This is a genomic window from Kitasatospora sp. NPDC058032, assembly GCF_042885845.1.
GTDB lineage: Bacteria > Actinomycetota > Actinomycetes > Streptomycetales > Streptomycetaceae > Kitasatospora.
In genome coordinates this window covers 114,600-140,499 of the sequence record NZ_JBHVRK010000004.1, presented here as the reverse complement: position 1 = coordinate 140,499, position 25,900 = coordinate 114,600, and the positions used below count along the sequence as shown (strand labels likewise).

General features: G+C 73.1%; 29 protein-coding genes and 1 pseudogene. 27 read left to right on the top strand and 3 right to left on the bottom strand.

The annotated features are described in order from the left end of the window. The first annotated feature begins 154 nt into the window (after positions 1-154). From ACFVUH_RS08430 to ACFVUH_RS08375, 12 genes and pseudogenes are all read left to right on the top strand, one after another. Positions 155-1,924, top strand: coding sequence for a type IV secretory system conjugative DNA transfer family protein (locus ACFVUH_RS08430; RefSeq protein WP_387912330.1), 1,770 nt, complete (start codon positions 155-157; stop codon positions 1,922-1,924). Positions 1,925-2,022: 98 nt separating this feature from the next. Next, positions 2,023-2,856 carry a hypothetical protein gene (locus ACFVUH_RS08425; protein WP_387912329.1) on the top strand — a complete coding sequence of 278 codons (834 nt, stop codon included), beginning with the start codon at positions 2,023-2,025 and terminating at the stop codon, positions 2,854-2,856. Positions 2,857-2,885: 29 nt separating this feature from the next. Next, positions 2,886-3,911: a hypothetical protein gene (locus ACFVUH_RS08420; protein ID WP_387911982.1), complete on the top strand. Its 1,026-nt coding sequence runs from the start codon at positions 2,886-2,888 to the stop codon at positions 3,909-3,911. A 176-nt stretch (positions 3,912-4,087) separates the two neighbouring features. Continuing rightward, complete coding sequence (locus ACFVUH_RS08415) at positions 4,088-5,236, top strand: DnaB-like helicase N-terminal domain-containing protein (RefSeq protein WP_387911980.1); 1,149 nt, start codon at positions 4,088-4,090, stop codon at positions 5,234-5,236. Positions 5,237-5,583: 347 nt separating this feature from the next. Beyond that, on the top strand, positions 5,584-6,288 hold the full coding sequence (locus ACFVUH_RS08410; protein ID WP_387911978.1) for a hypothetical protein: 705 nt from the start codon (positions 5,584-5,586) through the stop codon (positions 6,286-6,288). 280 nt (positions 6,289-6,568) lie between these two features. Further along, positions 6,569-6,916, top strand: a complete 348-nt coding sequence (locus tag ACFVUH_RS08405) for a hypothetical protein (protein ID WP_387911977.1) — start codon at positions 6,569-6,571, stop codon at positions 6,914-6,916. 91 nt (positions 6,917-7,007) lie between these two features. Further along, positions 7,008-7,505 (top strand): hypothetical protein, encoded by a 498-nt coding sequence (locus tag ACFVUH_RS08400; protein WP_387911976.1) that lies wholly within the window; start codon positions 7,008-7,010, stop codon positions 7,503-7,505. Continuing rightward, the gene (locus ACFVUH_RS08395) at positions 7,502-8,224 is read left to right on the top strand and encodes a hypothetical protein (RefSeq protein WP_387911975.1); all 723 of its coding nucleotides are present in this window, start codon (positions 7,502-7,504) and stop codon (positions 8,222-8,224) included. Before ACFVUH_RS08400 ends, ACFVUH_RS08395 begins: the two co-directional genes overlap by 4 nt. Before the next feature lie 148 nt (positions 8,225-8,372). After that, positions 8,373-8,798 (top strand): hypothetical protein, encoded by a 426-nt coding sequence (locus tag ACFVUH_RS08390; RefSeq protein ID WP_387911973.1) that lies wholly within the window; start codon positions 8,373-8,375, stop codon positions 8,796-8,798. Positions 8,799-8,873: 75 nt separating this feature from the next. Then, positions 8,874-9,416 carry a hypothetical protein gene (locus tag ACFVUH_RS08385; protein ID WP_387911971.1) on the top strand — a complete coding sequence of 181 codons (543 nt, stop codon included), beginning with the start codon at positions 8,874-8,876 and terminating at the stop codon, positions 9,414-9,416. A gap of 425 nt (positions 9,417-9,841) precedes the next feature. Next, positions 9,842-10,111 carry a hypothetical protein gene (locus tag ACFVUH_RS08380; RefSeq protein ID WP_387911969.1) on the top strand — a complete coding sequence of 90 codons (270 nt, stop codon included), beginning with the start codon at positions 9,842-9,844 and terminating at the stop codon, positions 10,109-10,111. Then, positions 10,108-10,629, top strand: a pseudogene (locus ACFVUH_RS08375) (DNA cytosine methyltransferase); the annotation flags it as partial. The gene ACFVUH_RS08380 and the pseudogene ACFVUH_RS08375, both read left to right, overlap by 4 nt. Before the next feature lie 105 nt (positions 10,630-10,734). Here the strand turns inward: ACFVUH_RS08375 and ACFVUH_RS08370 are convergent. From ACFVUH_RS08370 to ACFVUH_RS08360, 3 genes are read right to left on the bottom strand one after another with little or no spacing between them, the layout of a single operon-like run. Further along, complete coding sequence (locus ACFVUH_RS08370) at positions 10,735-11,367, bottom strand: DUF6000 family protein (protein ID WP_387911967.1); 633 nt, start codon at positions 11,365-11,367, stop codon at positions 10,735-10,737. 48 nt (positions 11,368-11,415) lie between these two features. Beyond that, on the bottom strand, positions 11,416-13,506 hold the full coding sequence (locus tag ACFVUH_RS08365; protein WP_387911965.1) for a tyrosine-type recombinase/integrase: 2,091 nt from the start codon (positions 13,504-13,506) through the stop codon (positions 11,416-11,418). After that, positions 13,503-14,636 carry a tyrosine-type recombinase/integrase gene (locus ACFVUH_RS08360; protein ID WP_387911964.1) on the bottom strand — a complete coding sequence of 378 codons (1,134 nt, stop codon included), beginning with the start codon at positions 14,634-14,636 and terminating at the stop codon, positions 13,503-13,505. The genes ACFVUH_RS08365 and ACFVUH_RS08360 overlap by 4 nt, the downstream gene beginning before the upstream one ends. A 435-nt stretch (positions 14,637-15,071) precedes the next feature. Here ACFVUH_RS08360 and ACFVUH_RS08355 point away from each other — a divergent pair, with 435 nt between their 5' ends. The 15 genes from ACFVUH_RS08355 to ACFVUH_RS08285 all read left to right on the top strand — a co-directional run bounded on the left by ACFVUH_RS08355 (position 15,072) and on the right by ACFVUH_RS08285 (position 25,886). Beyond that, positions 15,072-15,371 (top strand): hypothetical protein, encoded by a 300-nt coding sequence (locus ACFVUH_RS08355; RefSeq protein ID WP_387911963.1) that lies wholly within the window; start codon positions 15,072-15,074, stop codon positions 15,369-15,371. A 102-nt stretch (positions 15,372-15,473) separates the two neighbouring features. After that, the gene (locus ACFVUH_RS08350; protein ID WP_387911961.1) at positions 15,474-16,115 is read left to right on the top strand and encodes a DUF4913 domain-containing protein; all 642 of its coding nucleotides are present in this window, start codon (positions 15,474-15,476) and stop codon (positions 16,113-16,115) included. Positions 16,116-16,136: 21 nt separating this feature from the next. Then, entirely contained in the window at positions 16,137-16,499 is a 363-nt protein-coding gene (locus ACFVUH_RS08345) for a hypothetical protein (RefSeq protein ID WP_387911960.1), read from the top strand. A 50-nt stretch (positions 16,500-16,549) separates the two neighbouring features. Continuing rightward, complete coding sequence (locus tag ACFVUH_RS08340; RefSeq protein ID WP_387911959.1) at positions 16,550-17,425, top strand: helix-turn-helix domain-containing protein; 876 nt, start codon at positions 16,550-16,552, stop codon at positions 17,423-17,425. Positions 17,426-17,440: 15 nt separating this feature from the next. Further along, on the top strand, positions 17,441-18,286 hold the full coding sequence (locus ACFVUH_RS08335; protein ID WP_387911958.1) for a hypothetical protein: 846 nt from the start codon (positions 17,441-17,443) through the stop codon (positions 18,284-18,286). Next, positions 18,283-18,780: a hypothetical protein gene (locus ACFVUH_RS08330; RefSeq protein WP_387911957.1), complete on the top strand. Its 498-nt coding sequence runs from the start codon at positions 18,283-18,285 to the stop codon at positions 18,778-18,780. The genes ACFVUH_RS08335 and ACFVUH_RS08330 overlap by 4 nt, the downstream gene beginning before the upstream one ends. After that, positions 18,693-19,991 (top strand): MFS transporter, encoded by a 1,299-nt coding sequence (locus tag ACFVUH_RS08325; RefSeq protein ID WP_387911956.1) that lies wholly within the window; start codon positions 18,693-18,695, stop codon positions 19,989-19,991. Before ACFVUH_RS08330 ends, ACFVUH_RS08325 begins: the two co-directional genes overlap by 88 nt. Continuing rightward, positions 19,988-20,683: an HAD family hydrolase gene (locus ACFVUH_RS08320; protein ID WP_387911955.1), complete on the top strand. Its 696-nt coding sequence runs from the start codon at positions 19,988-19,990 to the stop codon at positions 20,681-20,683. The genes ACFVUH_RS08325 and ACFVUH_RS08320 overlap by 4 nt, the downstream gene beginning before the upstream one ends. Beyond that, on the top strand, positions 20,680-21,477 hold the full coding sequence (locus ACFVUH_RS08315; protein WP_387911954.1) for a hypothetical protein: 798 nt from the start codon (positions 20,680-20,682) through the stop codon (positions 21,475-21,477). The genes ACFVUH_RS08320 and ACFVUH_RS08315 overlap by 4 nt, the downstream gene beginning before the upstream one ends. Further along, entirely contained in the window at positions 21,474-22,007 is a 534-nt protein-coding gene (locus ACFVUH_RS08310) for a hypothetical protein (RefSeq protein ID WP_387911953.1), read from the top strand. Before ACFVUH_RS08315 ends, ACFVUH_RS08310 begins: the two co-directional genes overlap by 4 nt. A gap of 36 nt (positions 22,008-22,043) precedes the next feature. Next, entirely contained in the window at positions 22,044-22,985 is a 942-nt protein-coding gene (locus ACFVUH_RS08305) for a DUF4259 domain-containing protein (RefSeq protein WP_387911952.1), read from the top strand. Positions 22,986-23,101: 116 nt separating this feature from the next. Further along, positions 23,102-23,743: a hypothetical protein gene (locus tag ACFVUH_RS08300; RefSeq protein WP_387911951.1), complete on the top strand. Its 642-nt coding sequence runs from the start codon at positions 23,102-23,104 to the stop codon at positions 23,741-23,743. Continuing rightward, complete coding sequence (locus ACFVUH_RS08295; RefSeq protein WP_387911950.1) at positions 23,740-24,153, top strand: hypothetical protein; 414 nt, start codon at positions 23,740-23,742, stop codon at positions 24,151-24,153. The genes ACFVUH_RS08300 and ACFVUH_RS08295 overlap by 4 nt, the downstream gene beginning before the upstream one ends. Before the next feature lie 201 nt (positions 24,154-24,354). Next, positions 24,355-24,984 (top strand): hypothetical protein, encoded by a 630-nt coding sequence (locus ACFVUH_RS08290; protein WP_387911949.1) that lies wholly within the window; start codon positions 24,355-24,357, stop codon positions 24,982-24,984. After that, entirely contained in the window at positions 24,981-25,886 is a 906-nt protein-coding gene (locus ACFVUH_RS08285; RefSeq protein ID WP_387911948.1) for a hypothetical protein, read from the top strand. The genes ACFVUH_RS08290 and ACFVUH_RS08285 overlap by 4 nt, the downstream gene beginning before the upstream one ends. Positions 25,887-25,900 lie beyond the last annotated feature (14 nt).

Here is a 25,900-nt window from a genome sequence, read left to right as displayed (position 1 = left end):
CGTCGCCGCTCCTACCGCCCGGTGCGCCGCTTCCCTCACCAGCCCGCTGTGCGGGCTTTCCCCGCCGACCGCGCCACCTCGGGCCGCGGTCCGGCTTCACCACGCCAACCACGCTGTCCCGGAGCGTGGTTGAGCTTCCTGCAAGGACCCCCCTCTGCCCTCCGCTTCCCCCACCTCACCGTCCTCGTCCCCCGGCACCGACGCCCTCCTCTACACCCTGATCGGCGCCGGCCTCGCCCTGGTCGCCTACGGATCCCTCGCGTGGATCGGCGGCAACACCACCAACCTCCTTGCCGGCCACGGTCCGTGGTCGCTCTTCCAACCGGTCACTGCGGCCCTCCACCCGCAGCAGCTGTGGCCCGACCTGACCGGCCTCCCGCTCCTGATCGGCGCCCGCGTCGTCCCCGCAACGGCCGCCGTCGCCCTCGCCGTGCTGGGCCTTCGCCTGTGGCTGCGACACCGCCGTTCCAAGGGCACCGGGCTCGCCACCAGCCGCGACCTCGCCGTCCTCCTGCCGAAGGAGGTCACGCTCAAGGCCCGCAGCCTGCGCCCGAGCCTGGCCGGCGCCAAGCCCGGGAGCATCCGTCCCGAGGACACGGGCATCCTGCTCGGCAACCTCGGTAGCGGCGGTCCGGAGGTCCGCACGTCCTGGGAGGACGTGGCCGTCGCGATCATGGCCCCGCGCTCCGGCAAGACCACCTCGCTCGCCGTCCCGTCCATCCTGGCCGCCCCCGGCCCCGTCCTGCTCACCTCCAACAAGGCCGCGAACGACGCCTTCACGGTGACCTTCGACGCACGCGCCGAGGCCGGACGCGTATGGGTCATGGACCCGCAGCAGATCGCCCACACCGAACAGGCGATGTGGTGGGATCCCCTCGCCGACGCCCGCGATCTGCCCGGTGCCAGACGCCTCGCCGGACACTTCGTCACCGCCTCCGTCGACGCCTCCAACCAGCAGGACTTCTGGTCCACGGCCGCCGCCAACACGTTGACCGCCCTGTTCCTGGCGGCGGGCGCCGACAGCCGGCCGATCACGGATGTCCTCGGCTGGCTCGCCCAGCCCGCCGACCGCACCCCGATCGACCTCCTCAAGGCGAACGGGCTCACCGCCATCGCCGCCCAGTTGCAGGGAACTGTGTCCGGCGCGGTCGAGACCCGCGACGGCATCTACGAGACCGCCCGCCAGTACGCGGCCTGCCTCCTGGACCCGAAGATCGCCGTCTGGGTCACCCCCAGTGAGACGCTGCCGCAGTTCCGCCCCTCCGAGTTCGTCACCGCACGCGACACCCTCTTCCTGCTGTCCAAGGACGGCGGCGGCAGCGCCTCGGCCCTGATCGCGGCGGCGGCCGACAGCGTTATGCGCACCGCCGTGGTGCAGGCCGAGCGTGACGGCGGTCGGCTCGACCCGCCGCTGCTCGCGATCCTCGACGAGGCCGCGAATGTGTGCAAGATCAGTGACCTACCCGACCTGTACTCGCACTTGGGTTCGCGCGGCGTCATCCCGATCACCATCCTGCAGTCCTACCGTCAGGGCCAGAAGTGCTGGGGCGAGGCTGGCATGGACGCCATGTGGTCCGCCGCGACGATCAAAATGATCGGCTCCGGTATCGACGACGCCGACTTCGCGGACAAGCTCAGCCGTCTCGTCGGCGAGCACGACGTCGAGAGCGTCTCCCACTCCACCTCGGAGTCCGGCCGCTCGACCTCGACCTCGATGCGCCAGGAGCGCATCCTTCCCCCTGACCAGATCCGCGCCCTGCCGAAGGGCACCGCGCTGCTCCTCGCGACCGGGATCAAGCCCGCGATGCTGGAGCTGCGGCCCTGGTACAAGGAAGCCGGGGCCGGCGAGATCGGCAAGGCGTCGTCGCGGCAGACCGCGGCGATCACCGAGCGGGCCAAGGCCAAGGCGGAGGCCGCCGCATGAGCCGCCTGCCCGCCACCCGCCCCGCCACTGCCGGCGCCGCGCCCGCTACCCCGACGCTGCGCACGCTCTCGCTAGGCGCCGGGGTCCAGTCGACCACCTTGCTCCTACTGTCCGCCCTCGGCGAGCTTCCGAAGCTCGACTACGCGATTTTCGCGGACACCGGATGGGAACCGAAAAAGGTCTACGAACATCTCGACCGTGTCGAAAGCGAAATAGCTGAGCCTGCCGGAATACCGATCCTGCGGGTCTCCTCGGGGAACATTAGAAGCGACGCCCTGGACCCGGCCCACCGCTTCGCCAGCATGCCGCTCTACATCCTCAATCAGGACGGCTCACCTGGGATGACGCGCCGTCAGTGCACCGGCGAATATAAAATTTCACCGATCAAGAAGAAGGTCCGGGAAATCCTCGGATACCCGTATCCGGCACGCATCCCGGCCGATATCTTCGCCGAGCAGTGGATCGGCATCAGCACCGACGAATTCCACCGCGCCAAGGACGCCGACGTCAAATACACCCGCAACCGGTTCCCCCTGATCGAACTGGGCCTGTCCCGGGGTGACTGCCTGGGCATGCTGGCCGAGCACGGGCTGGAGACCACGCCGAAGAGCAGCTGCCTGGGGTGTCCGTTCCACGGCAACGCCCAGTGGCGGGAGATCCGCGACAACGACCCCGAAGGATGGGCGGACGTTGTCGAGTTCGATGCCCAGATCAGGGCCGGCAACGCCCGGGCGAACGCGGACGGCAACCCGCTGCTCGGCCAGGCATACCTCCACCGCTCCCGCGTTCCGCTGTCCCAGGCGCCGATCGACAAGCTGACCCGCCGCGAGCAACTCGCGCTCGACGAGCGGCTCGCGGCCGACGAGGCCGAGTTCGGGCCGGCCGACGGCTGCTCCCCGTACTCCTGCCGCAGCGGCGACCCGGCCGTCTGACCACCCCTTTCGAAAGGAGGTGTCCACGCGTGAGTATCTGGAACACTCCTGCCGCCACACGCGTCGCGTCCCTGCGCGAGCAGGCCGAGTACCACGGCGACCCCACTGCGGGCCTGTCCGACCTGGAGCTGCTCAACACGGCGTACGAGTCGGTGCTGCGCGAGCAGATCGACACCCGCGACCACCTGATGGGCCTGCTCACCTCCCTACGCAAGCACGACGACCAGGTCCGCGCTGCCGCGGTTGCCGCGTTCAAGGGCCACGCCGACCGCTACGCGCAGGACCGGGTGCGTGAGCACATGCGGCCCTTCGACGAACTCCTCTACCGTGCGCAGAAGTTGCCCGACCGGCCCGATTCAGCCCAGGTGGACGGGCTTCGGTCGGCCGCCGTGCGGGTCGCCTTCCAGCTCAAGGAGGCGGGGCCCGCCACCGAGCTGATCGACCCCGACGGGGCCCGCCATACCCTGCGGACGCTCGGCAGTGTCATCGGCGTCCTCGACGGACGTGAGGGCCTGGACGGCGCCGACGTGCTGCGTCTGGTCAAGGCCGCACTCGACGGCGGGCCCCTGACCGACCTGTTCGACATCGCTGACTGCGGCACCCGCCCGCCGGATCCGGCGGTGCCGACGCCCCCGTTCGCCGGGCCCGGCTGGAGCGAGGAGCACAGCTTCTGGCTCTTCCAGCCGGACAACTCGGACGCCCACGTGAAGGCGTTCCAGCTCGGCCAGCACTGGCAACTGGAGCTGTGGTCCGGGCGCGGACCGTTGCTCGCGTTCGGGCGCGTTCCGGGCGACGAGGTCGCAGCCCTCGCCCCGGTGCTGACCGCCCGGGCCGGCGCCTGGGCATCGGTGCGCGGCGAGTACGCCTGGCGCCGCTTCGCCGACACCGCCGAGGCGGTTCGTACGGGAGGTGTCCCGGCTCCCGACAGCACTCGGGCGCGTGCCGCCGCCGCGACCTCCCCGGCGCACGCACGTGCCGGGGACGCGGCCACTCCGCTCACCCTCGCCATCACGGATCCGGTCCGGGCGCCGTCCGTCGCCCGCCTTGGCCGCTGACCTGCGTGCCGCGCCGCCTTCAGGAGGCCCATGACGAACACGATCGACGCGCCTGAGGGCGGGACGGCCGGTCATCCGGCCGGGGCCGTTCACCTGTGCCGGGGGACGGCGGCCGTGTCCGTCACCGCTCCCGCCTGCTGGGCCGGTGTTGCGGGGCGGCGCCCGCGGGGGGTGTCGTGGTGAATGCTCAGATGGAGGCCGAGCAGGCCGTCCTCGGTGCGATTCTCCTCGCGCCGCGCCAGCTCCGACTGCTGTCCGCCTGGCTTCGGCCGGCCCACTTCTACCGGCCCGCGCACGCCGCCCTGTACGAGGCGCTGCTCGCCCAGCAGGAGGCCGGCCACCGCGCCCTCGCCTCCGACCGCGCCGAGGACCAGCTCGCCTGGGTGACGCAGGCGACGGCGGCGACGACAGCGGCGAGCCCCGGCTTCACCGCCGCGTACGGCCACACCCTGATCGCGGCCTGCCCCGTTCCCGCCCACGCCGCCTCCTACGGCCGGATGGTGCTGGAGACCGCGGTGCGCCGCGAGGTGCACGAGCGCGCCCACCGGCTGCACGCCGCCGCCCGCACCGGCGACATCGACGCGACGCTGCACCTCACCCGCGACCTGCGTGCCGCGATCAGCCGGCTCGTCGACGCCTGGGGGTCGGTGGACGAGCGCCCCCGTCCCGCCCCCGGGCCGTGGCCGCTGGAGCTGGCGGAGCGCACCGTCGAGGAGACCCGTCGGTACGAGCAGGCGCTGCTCGGCGCCCTGACCGCCGTCCCGGGCGAGCTGGCGGAGATCACCACGTGGCTGCACCCGGCGGACTTCCTGGACCCCGGACACCGGGCCGTCTACCAGGCACTCGCCGCCCTCGGCCGGCGCGGCGATGCCATAGACCCGCTGACCGTGCTGTGGGAGGTCCAGCACCGAGGCGCACTGGCCGGCGGCGACATCACCGCCGACGCCGTCCGCGCGCTCACCCGCACCGGGTTCACCGGCGATCCGGGCTACTGGGCCGAGAAGGTCCTGCGGGCCCGCGCCCTGCGCTCGGCCACCGGCTCGGCCGGCGCGGTACGCCTGCTGAGCCTGGACGCCTCGGTCCCCGCCGCCCGCCTCCTGGGCTTCGCCCTCCATACCCTGCGGGAGACCGGGGCGGTGCACAAGCGCTGGCGCACGGTCACCGGCGGCGCGGAGCCCGAGGCGGGAGAGCCCGAACCCGAGCGCCGCCGCGGCGCCGCCCGCGCCCGCACCCTCGTGCCGGTCCCCGACACCGGCGCCGCCGCGCCACCATCCCCGGCCCAGCAGGCGGCCTCCCCGCGCGCGCCCGTCAGGAGCATGCACTGAACGCCACTGAACCCGTTCCCACCTCTCGTCCCGGCGCCGCCCCTTCGCCCGCGCACGAGGCGGCACCGGGACGCCCCGCCACCAGGAGCAAACCGCTGACCGACGAGAAGCGTCGCGCCGTTCCCCCCGACACCCGCCGCGACCGCTACAACTGGGAACTGGCCCGCGGCCAGCTCACCGCCTTCGGCGAGACGAAGAGCCTGCGTGACTGGGCCGCCGACCCCCGCTGCGCGGTCCGGAAAGAAGCCCTGCGCACCAGACTCGCCCTCGGCTGGGAGACGGAGCGGGCCATCGCCACCGACAAGCACGACCAGACGCTGCCCGAGTACACGCACAACGGGCGGACGATGACCCTGCGCGGCTGGGCCGAGCAGATCGGAACCACCTACCACACGCTCTACAACCGCGTCGTCACCAAGGACTTGAGCATCGGCGACGCTCTCGCCCTCGGCCCCGGATCGGCCAAGGGCGAGGCGCCGCTCACGGCGTTCGGCGAGACGAAGGCCATCCACCAGTGGGCCGTCGACCCGCGCGCGAACGCCACCGCGACCACGATCACCAGACGGGTCGAGGCCGGCTGGAGCGCGAGGCAGGCGATCACCGAGGAGCCCGTCCACCGAGGCGGCCTCGGCCGCGGCGCCCCCTGGGCGGCGTTCGGACGCCGGATGGGCCTGCCGGACTGGGCCCGACTGAGCCAGATTCCCGAAAGGGCCCTGAGCGCGCAGATGGACAACCACTCCATGACGCTGGAGGACGCCCTCCAGTCCATGGGCTGGCTGCCCGACTGGCACGGCCGCGCCGCCGACCTCCTGCAGATCGGCGCCCGCGACCTGCGGCCCGGCGACCTCGTCGTCGAGGTGCCCGCCCCCGACCACGGCGGGGAACAGCTGTTCTCCGTGCGCCGCACCGCCGCGCCCCCGGAGCCCGCAGCCGGCTGCGCCGCCGCCGCCGTCAGCCGCAGCAGCGCGATCCGCCCCGCGCAAAGGCCCGCGAGCCGTCCGGCGCGGCTGACCGAACCCACCACCACGCCGAGCGCCACCCGCGCCCGGTAGATCCTCCAAGGAGCCCCCGCTGTCCTCCCAGACACCACTACGACCGCCGACCCCGACGGCCACCCGGCTGCGCGCCGGCGCCGACACCATCGACGAGCTGATCACCGCAGTACCCGGCGCCTACCGTGAACAGGGCCCGCCGTCGCCGGCCGAACTCGCCGATGTCGCCGCGAAGATCGGCACACACCACCAGCACCTGCTCCAGACCGCTTCGGCGCTGGCCCAAACGCACGCCGATACCGGGCAGCGGGCGCAAGCCCGGGCGCTGGCCGACGCCGGCATGAGGGTCGGCCAGGCACTGGCGACGATCAGCCGGGCGGGCGCCATGGCCGCCCACCTCCACGAGGTCGAGGGCCTTGACGGCCGCAGCCGGCAGGACGTCCGGGAACAGGCGGGCCGCGAGCTGAACCTCTCCCTGTCCCGGACCCGGCTTGCCCTCACCGAGGCCGGCGAGGGCCTGCGCGAGGAGGCACGGGCAGGCCGTAACCTAGCTGCCCCGCGTGCCGGGCGTCACCGCGCGGCTGTCGTCCGCAGCGCGAGTGCCCGCCCGGCGCTCACCGCGGCGCCTCCTTCGGCCGCGGCAGCCTCGCTGCCCGCAGCACTGCCCGCCGGCTCGCACCGCCGGTAGCCCCCACCCCCGCTCGGAGCCAGTCATCACCGCACCCACCACCGCCGGCCCCGCCGCCGAACTGACCCGGCTCACCGATGTTCTCGTCGGTGTGGCCGAAGCACTCAACGCTGCCCCCACCATGCCCGAACACCTCTCCGTGCCCACCTCGGCGGCCCTGGCCACCGCAGCCGAGAACGCCCTCAGTGTGTTCCGGCACTGCTCGACCCGCGCCGACGCTCTCGACGGCGGCGACCCGGATCCCGCCCGGCAGACGGCCGCCCGAGCCTTCCGGGCAGGTCGCGTGCACGCCGCGCGCATCCACCGCCACCTGGCCCACGCGCTGGACTGCGCCGCCGCTCTCGAAGCCGGCCCCGGGCAGGCGGCCGGGCCGCGCGAGGAGGCCCTCGTCCACCAGGTGCTCAACTCGGCGGCGCTCGCCCACAACACCGTCGTGGCCGGCTGGCGGGAGATCGCCGAGATCCGTGAGGAACTGCCGCCCCTGGCATCGCAGACCCCGCCCGTACCGCCGACCCGGCGGACCCGCCCGATGTCCGCCGTACCCGCAGGGCAGAGCGCGCTCCTGCCGGCCGCCGGTCGGCGCCGATGAGCGACATCAAGGCCGAGGACGTCCAGCGGCTCGCCGACCTCGCCGACAACCTCGCCCGGATCCGGCGCGACCTGCGGCACACCGCGAAGAGTCCGCCCGCCAAGATCCCCGATCTGCTGGCGCAGGACATCGCCGCGCTCGCGGACTACATCGTCGCGGCGTCCCTGCTGCGCGCCCAGCTCTCGCACCGCACCGGACCGCGCGCGGCGAACCTGGGTGAGGGCTGGGGGCTCAATTTCGCCGCCACCCGGGCGAGTTTCCTCCTGAACAAGCTCACCGACCTGCTCGACAAGGTGTGCGACCTCGCCAACCAGGTCCGGCCCCGGGGCGAGACCCGCTCCCATTTCTACTCCCCGGGCCTGGGCGACCGGGTGGCGACGCAGTTCGCCGAGGCCGACAACATGCTGACCCACACCCTCGGCGTCCTGCGCGACGCCCGCTCCGGCCTCGCGCGGATCCGCAAGCGCGAACTCGCCCGAGAGCAGGAGGCGCTGGCCGACCCGGGCGGCAAGGCCGCCAGGATGCTCGCCGAGCGTGCTCGGTACCGGGGCGAGCCGCTGGTCATGGTGCCGTCCGGGTTCGCCGCGGAGGCCGCCGCCACCGCCAGCGCGGCGGCCCGGCGCACCGGCAGGACCCGTCTCGTCTCCACGCCAGCTCCGGCCGCCACCGCGGACACTGCGGACACCGCCGCCCCGGCCACCACCGCTGTGCGGCGCTGACCCCGACGATCGGAGCACCCTGACCGACACCGAAACGCCGGCGGCGCTGCGCTCCCTCGCCGACCGGCTGGAGGCCCTGCGCGCCACCCTGCTGCCCGCCGTCGTCTCCGGACACCCGTCCGAGACGGCCTGGCCCATGACCCACCTGGTGGCAATCGCCGTCGACGCCAGCGACGAGTACCTCTTCCGGGTCTCGCAGCCGGGCGCCGACCGGCACCTGCTCGCCACCCTGACCGCCGTGACCGCCGATACCGCCCTGGCCCTGTCCGGCCTCGCCGTCGCCACGAACCGCCTCCTGGCCACGCCGGCCCACCAGGACCCGGGCGTGGCCGCGAGCACCGTCGCCCATGTCGACGACCTCGTGGCCCGCGCCGCCCGCGAACTGCGCGACGCCGCCGAGAAACTCGCGCCCACCCCGCCGACCCCCGTCGCCGATCTGTCGCGGCTGCGCGGCGCGCAGAGCGCGGCGGCACGCGCCCGATCCAAGGCCGTCAGCGCCCAACCCGCCACCATCGACCAGAGCCCTCCGGCCACCCGCGGCGCCACCGTCATCCCCCTGCACCGGGGCCGTTGAGGGCCACGATCCTCCGGAGTCCTTCTGCCTCACACCACCGACCACCAGCGGCGACTGCGGGCGCTCACCGACCGCGTGGACACCGCCCGCGCCCACTGGCCGAACCCGTGGCCCGGCGGCCCGGCCGGTCTTCCCGACGCATTCCTCCTCCAGGCGCAGCTCGCCGTCCTGCGCGACCTCCACACGGAGGCGGTCACCGCAGCGGTGCGGCCCATCGACCCGTTCGCCGCGCCGGACGCGGCCACCGCCTCCCGGCGAAGCGTCAAGGCCGCCGCCCGCGCCGCAACCCTCGTGGCCACCGGCACCCAGCGCCTGGGCGAAGTCCTCGAACTCGTCCTCGCCGGCGCCGGGGAGGCGCGCCCGCCGAGCGCCGCCCACCTCCAGCACGCCGAGGCCCTGTACCGGGAGGCGGGCGGCTACCTCCACGCCGCCGCCCAGCACCTGCGCCTGCACGCCGGGCGCCCCTCCGACAAGCCGCCCGCCACCGCGAACGACCTCGGGGCGGTGCGCCGCACCGCCGCCCGCCTCCGGTCCGCGCTGCGACCGGCAGGCGCGGCCCAACCTACGGCAGCGGCGCCCGCCGACCAACCGAGGCCCAAGGCGTCGCCCACCCGCTGATCCGCCGCGCCCCGGCTCGCCGCCGCCCCCTGCCGCCGGCTCGCCGGGGCGCGCCACTTCGCACCGCCTGCCGTCGCTGACCACTCGCGACCGGGCCCACTTCCCCGGAGCACTTCCTGTACCTCGCACCAGTCAGCCAGGCCGAATGCCTGACCAGCACGGCGACCCTGCTGCGCGGCACCGCCCAGCAACTCGCCCGGCTCTCCCAGCGCCCCGGGACACCGGAGGTCGACATCGTCACCGACCGGCTGACCACCCTCGCCGAGACCCACGCCCACGTCGTCCGCGAGACCTGGAGCCCCCCTGCGTCGCACGACGCCGAGAGCAGCCCCGCCGAACGCCTCGCCCACACCCGCACCACCACCGCCCTCGCCTGGGCCGGCACGCTGACGGCCCGGGCCGCCCTGATCGCCGCCCCGGCCCTGGTGGCCGCAGCCCAGCTCCAATCGTGTACGAAGGATGCCACCCCCGAGGAACTGCAGACCTTCCGCACCGCGCTGGCCGGCTCGGCCGCCGCGCTGGAGGAAGCCGCACAGGCGCTGCTCAGCGTCGCCCGCCACCTCGACGGACCCGAGCCGAAGGTCCTGCGCGACCTCAACTCCCGTCCCGCCGGAGCCAAGGCCGCCAGCACCGCCCGCTCCCGGCCCCGGCCGCCGGGCACGCCCGCTCCCGTCGCCGCAGGGCGCACCCGGTGACCGCCCGCCCGCCGGGCCCGCGCATCGGCTCGCTGTGCTCCGGCTACGGCGGCCTGGACCTGGGCATCCAGGCCGTCCTCGGCGGCACCGTCGCCTGGCATGCCGACCCGGCGCCGGCCGCCTCCGCGATCCTGGAGCGCCACTGGCCCGGGGTGCCGAACCTGGGCGACATCACTGAGGTGGACTTCACCGCCGTCGAGCCGGTGTGCGTGCTCGCCGCCGGGTTCCCTTGCACCGACGTCAGCGTGGCCGGCACCCGCCTCGGCCTGGCCGAGGGCACCCGCTCGGGCCTGTGGCACACCATCGCCCGCGCCATCTCAATTCTCCGACCCTGCATGGTGGTTCTTGAAAACGTCCGCGGACTGCTCTCCACCCCCGCTCGCTCGGCAGCCGATTGCGACGTGGAATTCTGCCCGTGGTGTCTGGGAGACACCGGCGATGAACATCATCTGCGGGCACTCGGTGCCGTTCTCGGCGACCTGGCCGACGCGGGGTTCGATGCGCGCTGGCAGGTGCTACCTGCCAGCGCAGTCGGAGCCCCTCACCGACGTGAACGGGTCTTCCTCGTTTATCTGGACAATGTGGAGTTCTTCGCCGGGAGAATTCGCCCGATGGGGTGGCTGCTACTCAGTGGCCTCGGGCGTGTCGTTGGTGGACGTGTGTTGGTCCGCGAGTGCGCACAGTTCGTCGATGAACTGGCTCGGCGCCAACGGCCTGAACTGGGCCTCGTTCCACTGGTCCCAGAGGCCGCCAGGGGCCAGGAAACGGGCGGCGTGTTCGATTCCCGTGCGGCTGTCGATGTGGAGGAGCGCGCTGATGGCCCAGTGCTGGTCGTACTGGCAGTCGGGGCGTTGGAGGTAGCGGTCCAGGTAGGCCGTCAGGTGCAGGGCGTCCTCCTCGGTGCCGAACTGCGCGAGGGCAAAGCAGTAGCCCTGCCCGGAGAAGCAGAACTGGCTGGCCAGGAGCAGGTCACCGAGGATGTCGCGGAAGTGCTCACGCCGGTCGAAGCCGATCAGCCAAGCCGCAGTCAGGCGGGAGCGCCATTCGCTCTCCAGCAGGATCTCGAGTTCCTCGTCGGTGATCTTCCGGGCGGCAGCACTCAGCGACTGGAGAAACGGGGTGCGCTCACTTTCCTCGTCCCGCGAGAAGTTGGCGTGCAGGAGGTGCAGGTAGCGCCCGACTTCCTGTGTCGTCGGCTTGACGTAGCGGTCGATGACGTCGAGCAATTCGGGGTCGGAAGCACGAGGAAAGCGCATGAGGGCATCCTCGCGTTGTCGGCGGCCCCTGACCAGGGGTTTCCGCATTCAAGCCTCGCCGGACGGAGGCGTGATGTGCGGCTCGCCGAGGTCGTTGAGGAGCTCTCGAATGCGATCAGCGGTGCGCTGGTGGCGCTCGACCTCGCGTTCCCAACCGCGCGTTTCGGCATCTGTGACGAGCTGCTGTTCAACGCAGAGGCGGTCGCGGAGCCGCGGGGCGTACTGCGGGGTGGTGATGAACTTCGCGCAGCTCAGGTAGAGGTCGCACTCGCAGGGGCCTTCCTGGGGAAGGCGCATGCAGCGGCCCAGCTCAAGCTCGGTTTTGTAGAAGTTGGTCTTGAGCCAGTTCAGGGCGTCCTGGTCGAGCCTTCCGGCACGAAGGGTCTCGGCGAGGGGGCCGGCGATCACCGCGCCGGGCTGGAGGACAGCCTGGTAGTCGGCCAGAACGGTCGGGTCCGAGATGTGGGTGTAGGTCATCGACATGCCGGGACTCTTGTGGCCGAGGACCTTCATGATGGTCTGCATCCGGGCGCCTTTCTCGGCCAGCTGGGTGCCCAGCGTGTGGCGGAACCGGTGAGGGTGGATCGCCGGTTTGCCGTCGCCGTTGAGGATCGTCAGCTCGCTGCAGATCTCACCGAGTGGGTTTGCGAACAGGTAGTCGGGGTGGGCGAGGCCGCCGTTTCGCAGGAAGAGGTAGCGGACCGGGCGCCCCAGATCGGCGTCCAGGATGCCCCGGTCGGGCTGGGCCTCCCGCAGCCTGACCAGGTCACGGATCGCCTCGGCGGCTTCCTCGTGCAGCGGGACGGTTCGTTCCTTCAGCGCCTTGCCGGCAGCCAGCCGAAGGCGGGGCGTCCCGTCCGGGTAGGCGTCGAGGCAATCGAGGTGGAGTTTGCGGATCTCGGTGCGTCGGGCTCCGCTCCAGCGCGCGACCAGCAGCGCGCATCGCTGCAACGGGCAGGCCAGAGTGCGCACTTGCTCCATAACTGGTTCGAGCTGGTGCTCTGGGATGAAGCGCGGGACTCGCTCGATCCGGCGGGGCATGTCCGCGTGGCTGATCAGCGGTCGCGCCGGGACGTCATCCCACTCGGCGAGTGCGGCATGGCGGAAGAAGACCGCGGCCGCGGAGATGATGCCGGCCCGGTAGGCCGGGCCGATCGGCTGATCAGGGTGCTTGATCTTCCGGAGTCGGTGGACCGACTCCATGAAGGCGACCATGTCGGCGCGGTTCAGCTGGGCGAGGCTGTCGATGTGCGGGCGCTCGGTGTCCAGCCACAGGCCCAGTCGGCGAAGGCCGGCTCTGGCGCTGCTCATGCTCTCCGGCCGGAAGACCAAGGCTCGTTCAGCCAGGAATCGTTCCATGACGACGGCGATACGCGGCTTGCTGCTCAGCGGAGGGCGGGGCAGGCCGCCATGCCGGGCGGGAGGCCGATCGGTGATACCGCCATGGAACAGCGCCATCCCGGCGCGGTAAGCGTTGGTTCCCCATGCGCTCTTGCTACTTGGCCATCGGGACGGGTCGATGACGTCAGCGATGCCGGGGATCTCGTCGAGGTTCTTGATGGCCTCGCGCATCCGGTCGACGTCGTCGGCGGTGATGGCGCTCAGGTCGGGGTCGCCGCGATGCAGGACCAGTCTGACCAGCGCCCAGGAGAGGCGGAACGTCGCATCGTCCCGGACGTGCCCGAGAGCGATCAGTCGTTCGCGCAGGTCGCTCGCCTGCCGACTGAGGGGCAGGCCCAGCTGGTCGGCGACCAGGAACGGCTTGAGCACACCGATTCCCAGAAGCCATCCCCAGTCCAGGCGCAGACGGCTGGTCAGCGCGAGGTAGGTCAGGTAGTGGCGGGCGTTGAAGTTGATCCAGCCCAACGTCGAGTCGAAGTCGAGCTCAGGGCCGTTCCGCCGGTTCTGGTCCTCTCCGGTCCGCCAGCCGAGCCGTTGTCGCAACGGTTGGTCGAACCAGTCCTCCAGCTCGGGGTAGGTCCGCAGGAAGCGAAGATGGTAGTTGGCGTGCTTGCGGCGCCATGCCTCGCTGACTGGAAGAGCAGCGACGAAGTTCGCGTACTCCTTCTCCGGGCAGTGGCGCGAGCTTCGCGGCTCGGAGGAGAGCGATGAAGCCAGCAGTGGAGCAGTCGAGTTCATGCCTTCTGCTCCCCGATCGCCAGGCGGTAGTCCTTCACGACCTCTGGATCACTGACGCGTGTGTAGATCTTCATGGAGTCCGGTGTGGCATGGCCGAGCCTGGTCATCAGGGTCAGCTCCCGCATGCCACCCTCGAACATCCGGGTGGCATGGGTATGCCGCAGACTGTGGGGTGTCAGCCATGCATCGCGCACCCCCGCCCTCTCGGCGGCCCTGGCGAACATGCGCACCATTCCGTCGTAACTCAGAGGCTCGCCACGGCGCTTGCCCTTGCCGCCCACGAGGAACACCCAAGGGCTGTCCGTATCGGTGGGCCGTTCCCGCATCACGTAGTCGTTCAGCGCCGGCAGCGCGCGCCCCTCCAGGAGGTCGACGACGCGGTCACGGCGCGACTTCTGCTGCACCCCGCGTGGGTGATCGTCCCGCTTGCGGACCGTGATGCGTCGCTGGCCGTAGGAGATGTCCTCCAGCCGCAGCCCCAGGACCTCCCCAGGCCGCAAGCCGCCCTCCCACATCACCTCCAACAGGGCCCGGTCGCGGCGGTTACGCAGTTCCCCCAGCAGTGCGCCGTAGACCTCAGCGGCCATCGGACGTGGAACGGCCTCAACTGTCTTAACCCTCAGCACTCTTCGGACCGGACGTTGCCTGGCCGCATTGCTCAACGGCGGCCGGTAACGGTCTGGCACCCGCGCGGCTGCCCGGTCGAGCACCTTCACGATCGGATTCTCCCGGCCCGAGTATTGCTCGCTGGCGATCAGGAACTCGTAGAACGACGAGACCGCGGCCAAGACCCGGTTGCACGTCTTCGGCGACAGGACCCGCCCCTGGCCGGTCGCTACGGCCAACTCCAGCCTCTGGGCTCGTCGGGAAGACGAAGCAAGCCGCAGCCAATGCAAGAAGTCCATCGCCCGGGCCGGGGTGAAGTCCGACGGCGTCAGCCCCGCCCCTTCAAGGAACAAGAAGAGCTTTTGCAGATCATGGGCGTAGGCCCGCAGTGTGTTCGGCGAGTACTCCCGCACCGCGAGCAGCTGCAGGAACCCGTCGACTTCGACCACCGGCTCGCCGGTCCGATCAACCAGCCGCACCCGCGGCTGCCCCGGACGAACATCCACCACCTTGACCACACGCATAGCCGGAACCCTATGCGCCGAGTGCAGTACGCACAGTCACCGATTCGGGCGACCTGTCCAGATAACACCGTCGCGTGGCCTGCCGACACCGCGGGCCCGCGACTTCAAGGGCCCGGATGCGCGCCGGGAGGACCTGAGCCATGTGGTCACGCTGCTGCTGACCCCCACCTCCAACCTGGGCTCGATCGGGGGCTCGCAGCACCCCGACCGGCGAAGGGAAGGCGGCCACGGCCCGAACCTCTCGGACCTGGTGGAGCACCTGCTTCCGACGCCGAGGGCCACCGACGGGACGAAGGGGGGCCCGAACCAACGCGGTTCGAAGGGCGACCTGACGATGTCGAGCGCGGCGGCCCGGCTGGCCCCCGGCGGCCCGAGCCCCGCCAGCCCCCCGAAACATCCTGGCGTCCCGGCGATCCCGCAGGAGGCGCTGCCGATGTGGACGGAGCCACAGGGCTGAGCCGCTGGGGCGAGTACGGTCCGGCCATCGCCCGCTGGGAGCGGGAAACCCGTCCGGCGCCCGATCCGCTCGATTCCCGGGGCCGCCTGTCGCCCGAACTGGTCGAATGGGTCATGGGCCTCGAAAAGGGCTGGGTGACGCAGATCACAGGACTTTCCAGGTCGGCGAAACTGACCGCGCTCGGGAACGGCGTGGTCCCCCAACAAGCCGCTGCTGCACTCAAGTTGATCACGCCGGGAATTCCCCTGTGCGGAAATCACCGAATTCCTTGCGTGTGAGAAACGGGGTTGCATACCCCACCTGATATCCCCCGGACAAGGACAGGGGGAGAGGGCATTGTTTGGGACGTCGCCCCGCCTCCCCGACGTTCGGAGCAGCCCTTGTCCCTTTCCAATCCCGACGATCCGCCGGGCCGTCAGACGGTCACCGATGAGACCGTGGCCGAGTGGCGCGCCACGCTCGCCGCGCTCCAGGCGAAACGCGACTCGCTCGCCGTCGTCACCGACCGGCTCGCCGAGGACTTCGCCGAGGACTTCGACGAGGAGGACGACGATCTCCTGGACATCGAGGAGCCCTTCAGCGAGGCCGACGGTGATGCGGAGGCCGAGGCCGAAGGCACGTCGCTGACGATCCTCGCCTTCGACGACGACGCGTTCGCCGAGGAGATCCGCACGATGACGCCCTGGGTGGACCACATCCTGCTGGGCGCCTTCGGGGCCGAGATCACCTCCGGGCGGCCCTGGTGCGTCCGCTGGCCCGAGCACGACGAGGCGGTCGCCCGGATGTACCACTGCTGGCTGGCCTGGCAGGAGTTGACCGACTCCCGCTCCGGGGCGACCGGCCCGAGCGTGTGGCAGCGCGACCACCTGGAGCCTCTGCTGCTCAAACTCCGCAGCCCCGACGGCCCGTTCGGGGCCTGCACCACCAACCCCGACCACCCGCACCACCGCCTGCTGCCCCACCCGCCACACACCGACCCCACCTCGCTGCCCGTCCCCGGAGAGCCGCGGACCAGCGTCTGACCCTGCCGAAGGAGCCCGCCCGTGACCGCCACCGCCGTGCTCCTCGGCTTCGACGCCCACCCGGCCGCGCTCGCCGACCTCGACCGCCTGCCGCCCGCCGTCCAGGAATCGGCCGTCACCCACCTGCGCACCCTGGTCAGGGCCGAGCAGCGCGGGACGGCCCTGGACCGGCGGGGCCCGTGGGACCTGACCGGCTGCCGCAAGCTCTGCCTCGACGACGACAAGCGGTGGCGCCTGGTCTACCAAGAGCGCCCCGCCCGGCCCCTGTCGCCGCATCCGAGCGAGATCTACCTGCTCGCCGCCGGAGCGCGAAGCGGCCACGAGGTCTACAACACGGCCGCTCGCCGCCTGCAACTGCTCACCGCCGGCCGCTTCTCCGCCTGACCCGCCGCCGGGCCCACCATCCCGCTCCACCACCCGTGAAGGACTCCTTGATGCCTACCTCCATCGTGCACGATCTTGCCCAGGCCCAGCAGGTGCAGCAGGCCATGTCCGTGCTCGGCCCGCCCGCCACCGTCGCGGTGCTGCGCACGCTGGACCGCAACGGCGGGGAACTGCCCATCCAGGGGTTCGCCGACGCGATGCCGTGGATGGGCTCCCGGCTCGCCCCCCGACTGACGGCGATGGAGGCGGGCGGCCTGGTGTCCAAGGCCCGATCCGGTCAGGCGAGTGTCATCTGCCTGACCGCGGCCGGGCGCGACGCCCTGCGGATCCAGATGCCGTTCACCCGCTGGGCATCCGCCCACCAGGCGGTTCCGGAGTCCGGTACTGGCATGGGCGCCTACACCGAGCAGGCCCTCGCCTCGCTCAACCGTACCCACACCGTCGCCACCCTGTGGGCGCTGGCCGCCGAGGGCGAGCCGGTGTACCCGTCGGAGATCCAGGACCAGGTCCTGCCCGCCGACGGCCCGCACCCCTCGGCGCTCTACCGCCGGCTGGCGCAGCTGGAGGAGGCGGGCCTGGTCGAGCGCTCGGGGGAGCGCCACGCCTACATGTACGCCCTCACCCAGGCGGGCCAAGACCTGATGGAGCCGCTGGAGGCCCTCGCCCGCTGGGCCGATCGGCACGTGCCCGCGCCCGCGGCCCGCCCCGCTGCCTCGGCGCCCGTCCGTGTCGCGGCCATCGCGCCCGTGACCCCTTCACCGGTCAGCGCGCCCGCTGCAGGGCAGCCCTCGCCGGCCGCACAGGCGGCGGGCCGGGCCCAGGCCGCCTCGGTGCGGTCGGTCACCACCGCTCTGGCCTTCAGCCACCACCCGGCGCCGCAGCCTGCCCCGCTGGTGTCCAACTCCGCGTCCGCGCGCCAGCGCTGACCGGGGAGAGGCGACATGAACGCGACCCCCGCAGTTTTCGACCCGCTGCCCGCCTCCCGGCTGGCTGCCGCAGCGCTCCCGTACCCGACCGCCGTGCCCGCTCGGCTCGCCCGGACGTACGTGGAGGTCCGTCCCGCCTACCTCGCGCCGGCCACCGCCCGCTTCACCGCCATGGCCCTGCGCACCCTGTCGGCCGCCCTGTGGAGGAGGACGTCCCAACCGGACGGCGCCGAGTTCCGCCACCCCCCGACCGCGACCGTCGTGACCGTCAGCGCCAGGAGCGTGCGTACGGCGGACCGGCTGGTGGCGAGCGGCCCCAACTGGCAGGCACGGTTCAGCGCCGCCGCGCCCGACGAGGTCCTCGCCCACGCGGTCGCGGCCCTCGTCGAACACGCCGCCCACGGGTCGCCGGACGCTGACCCGGACGCCGCCTTGGAAGGCTTGTCCGAGGCCGGATGGAGCGGCACGCACCACGACGGCACCCTCCGCAGCGCCTCGCCCGACTCCCTGGCCCACGTGAGCTGGGGCCGGGACGAGGACACCGGACAGCCGAGCCTTCGCGTCGTCGCCGGCCACCCGGGAGGCCTCCAGTGGGACGCCGAGGTCAGCGGCGCCGCGATCCCGGACCTGCTCACGGAGTCCCTCCTGTCTTACTTGGCCAGTCCCGCCCCGGCCCGCCGCCGCCTCGGGGACGTCCCGGCCGACCTTCTCCAGGACCTCGACGTCGTACCGGAGAACGCCCGCTCCGTCGCGGCGGTGCGGACCTCCGCGGGCCCGTCGCCCGCGGCCGGATCCGCACCGCAAGGCGTGCGGATCCTCACCCCGCCGGCCGCCGACCGGCCCGTTCGGAGGCCCCGTTGACGTCCCCGCCCAGCTCCACCGGCGGCCTCGTCGCCGACCTCGTCGAGGAGAGCGAACAGATCCAGGCCCTTGCCCGCTCGCTCGACCTCCCGCTGCACTCACCGGACCCCGCCAGCCTGCTCGGGCGGCACCTGCTGAGCACGCTCGTCCACCAGGCCAGGGCCACCGCGAGCGCCGCCGCCGTCGTCGCCCTCGCGGACCCCGCCACCACCGGCCGCCTGCGCGCGCTCGCCCGCATCCACTCGGCCCTGTCCTGCCTGCTGTCCGCGAGCGGCTCCATGGCCACCGTGCTGGACCAGCTCGCCACCGGCCGGCCCGTCACCGACATCGCCGGACTCGTCCAGGCCGGCCGGGTGCGCGGCGCGATCCTGCTCACCAGCGCCTCCGCCCACCTGGGCGCCGCCGCGTGCCTCCTGCGTACGGCCCCGGCCACCACCCTGCCCGCCCCACAACCGGCCGCCACTCGTCCGACACTTCCCTCCCGGAGCCCGTGACTCACCCCGACCCGCACCCGCCCGGCCTGCGCCGAGTCCTCGCCACCCCTCACGTCACGCCCCTGCTCGTCGGCACCCTCATCGGACGTCTGCCAACCGCGATGGCCCCCATCGCACTCCTGCTGGCCGTGCGCGCCGAGGACGGCCCGCTGCTCCTGGGCGCCACCCTCGCCGCCCTCTACGGCCTGGCGAGCGCGATCGGGCAGCCACTGCTCGGACGCCTCGTCGACCGCACCCGGACCGCCCCCGTCGTCGCCGCCTCGGCCACGGTCAGCACCGCCTCGTTCACCGCACTCGCCGTCCTGGGCTGCACCCCGCAGCCGGTAGCCGCCGCGTTCCTCGCGGTGCTCGCCGGAGCGGCGACCCCGCCACTTGAGCCATGGCTGCGCGCGATGTGGCCCCGCCTGGTCGCCGCCGAGGACGAACGCGCCGCGTTCACCCTCGACAGCACCAGCCAGGAGATGGTGTTCGTCGCAGGACCTCTCGCCGTCACCGCGCTGTGCCAACTCACCTCCCCGGCCGCGGCCCTGGCCGTGTGTGCCGCCGCCGGAGCCGCCGGAGCCCTGGCCGTCGCCACCCGCCAGCCCGCCCGGTGCAAGCCCCGCCCGCGACCCAGCACCCACTGGAGCGGACCCCTGCGTTCACGCGGCCTGCTGCTGCTGCTCTTGGCCATGGCCGCCCTGGGCGTGAACCTCGGCAGCTTCAACGTGCTGGCCATCACCCTCGCCGACCGGCACGCCAGCGGCTGGCTCGCCGGGATACTGCCCGCAGCTCTCGCTGTCGGCAGCCTGATCGGCGGCCTGGTCCACGCCCGGTCCCCGTGGCCCGTCCCACTGTCGCGGCAGATGGTCCTCGCCGCCGGTGGGTACGCGCTGTGCTTCGCGCCGATGCTGTTCGCCACCGCTCCGGCGGTGGCCGTGGCCCTGAGCGCCTGCCCCGGCCTCTACCTCGCGCCGATGCTCGCCATCTCGTTCATCCTCTCCGACCGCCTGGCACCACCGGGCACCACCACGGAGGCCGCCGCCTGGATGATCGCGGTCATCGGCGTCGGCCACGCCCTGGGCACCGCCGCCGCCGGACGGCTCGCCGACCACGGCCCCGCCGCCCTCGCCGTCCTGCCGGTTCTGGCCGCGGCCCTGGCCGCCGCCGTCGTCCTCGCCCGCACCGACCTGCTCACCCCCGCCAACACGCCTACGGAGACGTCCGCTTGACCCACCGCACCACCACCGCCGTCCGCATCCGCATCGTCTGGGACTGGAACGGCACCGTCCGCGACGACCTCGGCGACCACGTCGCCGCGCTCAACGCCACGCTCCCCACCCTTGGTGGCCGGCCGGTCAGCATCGACACCTACCGCTCCCAGCACCGGGTGCCGATCCGCTCGTTCTACGACCACCTCCTCGGCCGCTCGATCAGCGACGAGGAGTGGGCCAGCAACGACGCCGCGTTCCTCGCCGTGCTCGGCCAGCGCCCGGTGAAGCTGCGTCCGGGCATCCGGCAGGTGATGCTGGGTCTGCGAGCCCGTGGGATCGGGCAGTCCCTGCTCTCCCTCGCCCCACACGAGCGGCTGATCCACGAGGTGCAGCAGGTCGGCATCGCCGGGCTGATGGATCGCATCGACGGCCGCGTTGGTCCCTCCGTCTCCACCAAGGCGCCAGCGCTCGCCGCCCACCTCGCCGCCCTCGGCCCCGGCATTGACCCGGCAGGCGTCATCGTCATCGGCGACAGCGCCGACGACGCGGTCGCCGCCCGCGCGGTCGGCGCCGTCCCGGTGCTGCACACCGGCGGTTTGCACTGCCCCGAGCGCCTGGCCACCGCCGGCGCCCCGCTGGTGGACACCCTGGCCGAAGCCGTCGAGGTCGGACTCGCCGCCGTCCGCGCCCGAGTGACGGCCACGCGGTGAACCAGCCCTCCGACACTCCCACACCCGCGTCGACCGACCCGACGATGATCGGCGCCGCGATGGTGCTCAAGGAGTTCGGTGTCGGTCGCCTCAGGGACATACCGGGCGGGCACGACGACGAAGGAGGCCTGCTCGCCAGCTCGGCCTCCGAGGTCCTCCGTGTTGCGCGCCGCCTCGACCACGTCCAGCAGAGCATGGTCGACAAGGCCCGCAGCCTCCGCGGCGACCTGCAGCGCGTCATCGACGGCCTCGACGCCGACATACCGATGACCACCGGCGTGATCGGCACCAGCGCCCACGCGCTGGACCTCCTGTGCGCACGCCGCGCGGAGCCCCACCAGAGACTGGAGCGGCTCATCGGGCTGCACCAACTGCTGGCCGCCCGGATGCCGGCCGAGCCCGCCGCACCGGACCGCGCGCCCACGCGGCAGCGCGGTCCGGCTGAACCGTCCCGGCCGATGAAGCTGAGTCCCTCCCAGCGCCTGGCTCTCGACGCCGTCGCACGCGGCGAGGTCACCGTCCATTCGATGAGCATCCGGCAGGGCCAGCGCGTCATCAGCCCGGGAATGCGCGTCAGCTCCGTGTCCGTCACCTGGTTGCTCGACCGCAAGCTCGTCGAGCACGACCGGAGCCGGTCCCTGTACCACGGGCAGAAGGTTCGCCTCACGCCCGCCGGTGCCCGGGTCCACGCCACCCTTGCCGGAATCGCCCGCGCGGAGGCGGCATCCCCGTCCGTTGCGGCGGCGCAGACACTCAGCGCCGATCCGGTCCGGGAAGGAAGGCCGGCACGATGACCACCGTTGAGCCGGCCACGGGCTCGGCACCCGCCACGCTGGTCGGCGGTGCCCCGGCGTTCGCCGGGCGCCTGCTCGTCCTGGAACAGCTCGGCCACGCCCCCGACACGCTGCTCGACCGCCACCCCGAACCCGGCGCGCCCCGCTCCCTTGCCCGCCTGCTGTACCGGCACGCCGAGCGCGTCGACACGCTCGACGACGAACTGCGACGCACCGCCGACCAGGTGATCAAACGCCTGTCCCGCACCCGTGGCGGCGACCACCGCGACATCCAGCCCTGGGGCCTCCTGCGCGCTCTCGGCAGCGACATCGAGACCGTTGCCGCCCGTTACCACCTCGCCTTCGAGCAGCTCGGCCTGACCGTCCATCTCTATCGGCAGGCCCTCGCACCGCCCGCCGACACGCAGCGCCGCGACGCCGCGCAGGCCCGCACCAGCGCCGCCATCGAAGTGCCGGCCCCCGGCGCCGCGCTCGTGAGTACCGCGGCGACCACCTCCGCACCCCCGCACCCCCGCACACCGGCACGCTGAGCGCAGCCGACCACCCACCGAGGAGCACGCACCGCTATGGGCACCTGGGGCATCGGCCCGTTCGAAAGTGACCACGCCTGCGAGTTCGGCGACGAGATCGACCTCGCCCTTCCCGAGATGCGGTACGCCGTCATCGAGGAGCGGCTGGTCCGCTACCTCGATGGCGGCGCAGGCCACTACCTGCGAGACGAGGCCGTCGCCGCCGCGTCCCTGGTCGCCGCCCAGTGCCCAGGCGGTGCGGACGCCCTCTCCTCCGGCTACGGGCCGAAGGAGCCGATCCCCGAACTGCCCGCACGCCTGCTCCCGCTGGCGGCCCGCGCGCTCGACCGCGTGCTGTCCGACGTGCAGGGCGACATGGACGCCTGGGCCCGCATCGGACGGCAGGAGAAGGGCGAGCAGTGGCTGGACGGCCTGGAACGCCTGCGTGTGGCCCTCGACCCGGGCTCCCCGTACACCGTCGTCTACACCCCAGGCCCGCTCCTGCCGCACCAGATCGGCACCCGCACGGTCCACCATGCCTTCGGGGTGGACCGGATCCGCGCCCTGCCCGGTGCGGGCGAAGGCGCCACCGGTCAGCTCGTGCGGCAGATCACCGAGGCCGCAGCGCAGTTGGACCAGGCACACAAGGACGTGCGCTCCGACGCCGACTACGCGCTTCAACGCCTGGACGCCTTTCGTGTCCGTCTCCAGGAAGTTGCCCTCGGCGACGGCAGCGGCGAGTTCCACCCGAGCGACGTACCGGTGTTCACAGTCCCCGCCTCGCTCGGCCAGGGCATGGCCCAACGCGCCGACCGGCACCGCCACCTGAGCGCCCTGATCGACCTGTACCGGGCGACGACGGTCCCCGCCCCGGACGGGAACCCCCGGGCCGCAGCCGCCCGAACCCGCGCCGCCGCCGCCCACAGCGCCGTCGGCCCCGCCACCTCCGCGGCCGTCCGACCGACCGCGACCTCAGCCGCTGCGACCCCGCACCGCTGAGAACCAGAACCGCCGAGGACCACCGGCCCGAACCCGAGGACGCCCAACTGACCACCCCGCCCCTGACCGAAGCCCAGCAGGCCCTGCGGATACTGGCGCCGCCAGGTACCGCCCGAGTGCTGCTCGCGGTGCGCCACCACGAGATCCCCGTCGCCGACCGCCCCGCGGAAGGTCCCGCCACTGAGGGCATGGACGCCGCCGAGCTGCGCGACCACGTACGCCGCCTCCAGGACGCGCGGCTACTCACCCGGAGCGGCAGCTACGACATCGACCAGCAGGCCACCACCGAGACCGCCCGCGAGCTGTGGCCGGTGTGGACCGCTGCCCTCCAGTTCGTCCACGCCATTGAGCCCGAGCACCCGCAGAAGCCTGTCGCGGCAGCCATCGAAGATGCGCTCTACGTCGCCGACCATCCGAGCGCTCTCAAAGCGCTCCACGCCGTGCAGGGCGCTTCCGCCCCGATGATGGTCATGGTCCGTGGCCTTGCGGGCTTGATGGACCGCCTCGAACGCAGGAAGGCGGACAGCGGGCAACCGACCAATCGTGCGGCGATCGAAGGACTTGACCGCCTGGCGCAGTTGCACACCGCCCTCGGCGACTGGCACCGGATCCACTACGCCGCCGCCCGGTCGGCCGCCGCCACCACCCGCACCATCGCCCCCACACCGGACCGCCCAGTCGAGGCCGTACCGCCCCCGCCCCCCGCCCCCCGCGCCGCCCCGGCGCCCGCCCGCGGCCCGAAGACGCCGGGCCGGTGACCGGGCCCGATACGGAAGGCACGGACTTCGGCCTGGCCGGCCTGGAGCCCGCGACCGCGGACGACGGCGCGAACGCGGCGGCCCTGTTCGCCAGCGGCCTCGCCTTCGCCCAGGAGCACGAGCACGGCCTCGCCGCGAGCAACTACCTGGGCACCGGCGCCCAGCAGGTCCTGGCCGCCCGCGTCACCCGCGACCAGGAGGCTGGCACCTACACCGTGCGCCTGCACCGGGCGGGTGACGCCTGGGAGGGCCTGGCCTGGCTGAAGGCCCGGGCGGCGGAGCAGCTGGACCCCGCCGCCGACCGCCGCGCCGCCGCCCTCGCCCGCAGCGCCCGCACCGTGCCGCCTCCCCGGTCGGCGATGCCCCGCACCGCCGCCGAACAGCCCCGGGCCCCCGTCCGCAGGCGCTGACCCGACCACCGGAAGACACCCGCCATTCCCCAGCACCCCACCACCACCGCCGACTTCGGCATCGGCGACCTGGAACCCGGCGACCCGGCCAGCGAGCACACCGCCGACTACCTCGCCGTCACCGCCACCGAGCTGACCGCCCTGTCCGACCAGCACACGGCCAACCCGCACACCGCCGACCTGACCAGCAGCTTCTACGTCATGCTCGACACCGCCACGGTGTGGCACGCGGTCCCGGGCCTGGCTTCCTTGCGGGCCGTCCATGTCGAACGCGACCTCGCCGACCGCGTCTTCAAGGTCGCGTCGGCTCCCTTCCCGCTGGAGGCGATGGCCCAGGGCTGGCTCGTCGAGCGCGGGGCCGACCCCGCCGCGTTCACCTCCCGCACCCCCATCGGCCCGGCCGACGAGGAGACCCGGCGCATCGAGGAGCTGCTGCGCGGGGCAGGCCCCGGGCGCCTGGCCGTCCACGAGGACTACACGTACTCCACCGAGCCGTACGACATCTGGGTCATCGCCACCGACACCCGGGCCGAGGATCCACGGCTGCCGGTGCGGGTCTTCCACGAGCGGCGCCAGGTCGACGACGACACGTACACCCTGCGCGAGGGCCATTTCCCCACCGTAGCCGCCGCCCGCACCTGGACCCAGGACCCCGACGCGCCGCTGCCGCAGCGTTCCTCCCCGAGCGCCCGCGCCGCAGCCGCCGCCCGCGCCAGCACCTGCACCGCTACGGGGCCCGTCGTCAGCGCCGCGTCGGCCGCCGGCCCCATTGTGCCCCGGACCGAACCCGCCGCGCCGCCGCCACGGCCCACCCGGAGAGCCGCACTGTGACCACTTCCCCGACGACCACCGCGCACCAGGGCCTTGCCGCGTTCACCGAGGCGCTCGCAGCCCGCCTTCCCGGCCGGTGGACCCCCTCCACCACGACGCTCACCACCAGCGCCGCCCGCAACGCCGTCCACGACCGGCTCTGGGACCTCGCCCACGCCTCCTGGGCCCTGCAGACCTTCGTCTACGAGCGCGGGGGACTCCTGCGCGGGCCCGGCGGCCGGGAGCTGTTCGTCCTGCCCCGGCCCCACCCGCACACCGGCCAGTACATCGCCGCCCCCCTGCTGCCCGAGGTCCTCGGCTCTGCCTACGACCACCAGGCCCTCGCGCCGCACGGCATCGCGGTCGGCGCCGACCCGGCGCGCGCCGCCGCAGCCGTCACCGACCGCCTCCTGCCCCGCTACGAGCAGGCGCTGCGCCGGATGCTGGAGCACCTCGACCCCGACGCGGACCTGCCCGCCACCACCCAGGACACCGACCCGCCCGTGCTGCGCGGCGCCGTACGCAGCCTGCTGCTGCTCGCCGAACTGCGGGTGGGGGACGGGACAGCGGACCTTGCCGAGACGCTCGCCGGCCTGTGCGACCACCTCCGACTCGACTACGACAAGGCCGCGCTGTACGAGGCCGCCGCCGTGCAGACGCTGCTGGCCGCCGCCGGGATCGACAGCCCCTCGCTACTCGACCCCGCCGTCCCCGACTACCTGCGGCGCCTGTCCGCCCTGCCCCTCGCCGACAAGCGGGACCTGCTGCGCCGGGCCGTCGCCTCCCTCGACGACCTGCCGGACACCAGGGCCCGAGCAGCCCGGACCCGGACCTGGATCGTCTCCTCCACCCCGCCGGCCGCCGCCGCAGCGCAGGCCCCGCTGCCGGCGACCGCCCCCTGCGCTCCCGCGCCCGACCGCTGACCAGCGCTGTCCCG

Bases quoted from the DNA above. Each gene is read 5' to 3' on its own strand.
- ACFVUH_RS08405 (WP_387911977.1), top strand. From the start codon at position 6,569: ATGAGGGTCGGCCAGGCACTGGCGACGATCAGCCGGGCGGGCGCCATG.
- ACFVUH_RS08335 (WP_387911958.1), top strand. From the start codon at position 17,441: ATGAACGCGACCCCCGCAGTTTTCGACCCGCTGCCCGCCTCCCGGCTG.
- ACFVUH_RS08310 (WP_387911953.1), top strand. From the start codon at position 21,474: ATGACCACCGTTGAGCCGGCCACGGGCTCGGCACCCGCCACGCTGGTC.
- ACFVUH_RS08360 (WP_387911964.1), bottom strand. From the start codon at position 14,636: ATGCGTGTGGTCAAGGTGGTGGATGTTCGTCCGGGGCAGCCGCGGGTG.
- ACFVUH_RS08365 (WP_387911965.1), bottom strand. From the start codon at position 13,506: ATGAACTCGACTGCTCCACTGCTGGCTTCATCGCTCTCCTCCGAGCCG.
- ACFVUH_RS08340 (WP_387911959.1), top strand. From the start codon at position 16,550: ATGCCTACCTCCATCGTGCACGATCTTGCCCAGGCCCAGCAGGTGCAG.
- ACFVUH_RS08290 (WP_387911949.1), top strand. From the start codon at position 24,355: ATGCTCGACACCGCCACGGTGTGGCACGCGGTCCCGGGCCTGGCTTCC.
- ACFVUH_RS08410 (WP_387911978.1), top strand. From the start codon at position 5,584: ATGACCCTGCGCGGCTGGGCCGAGCAGATCGGAACCACCTACCACACG.
- ACFVUH_RS08370 (WP_387911967.1), bottom strand. From the start codon at position 11,367: ATGCGCTTTCCTCGTGCTTCCGACCCCGAATTGCTCGACGTCATCGAC.
- ACFVUH_RS08395 (WP_387911975.1), top strand. From the start codon at position 7,502: ATGAGCGACATCAAGGCCGAGGACGTCCAGCGGCTCGCCGACCTCGCC.
- ACFVUH_RS08305 (WP_387911952.1), top strand. From the start codon at position 22,044: ATGGGCACCTGGGGCATCGGCCCGTTCGAAAGTGACCACGCCTGCGAG.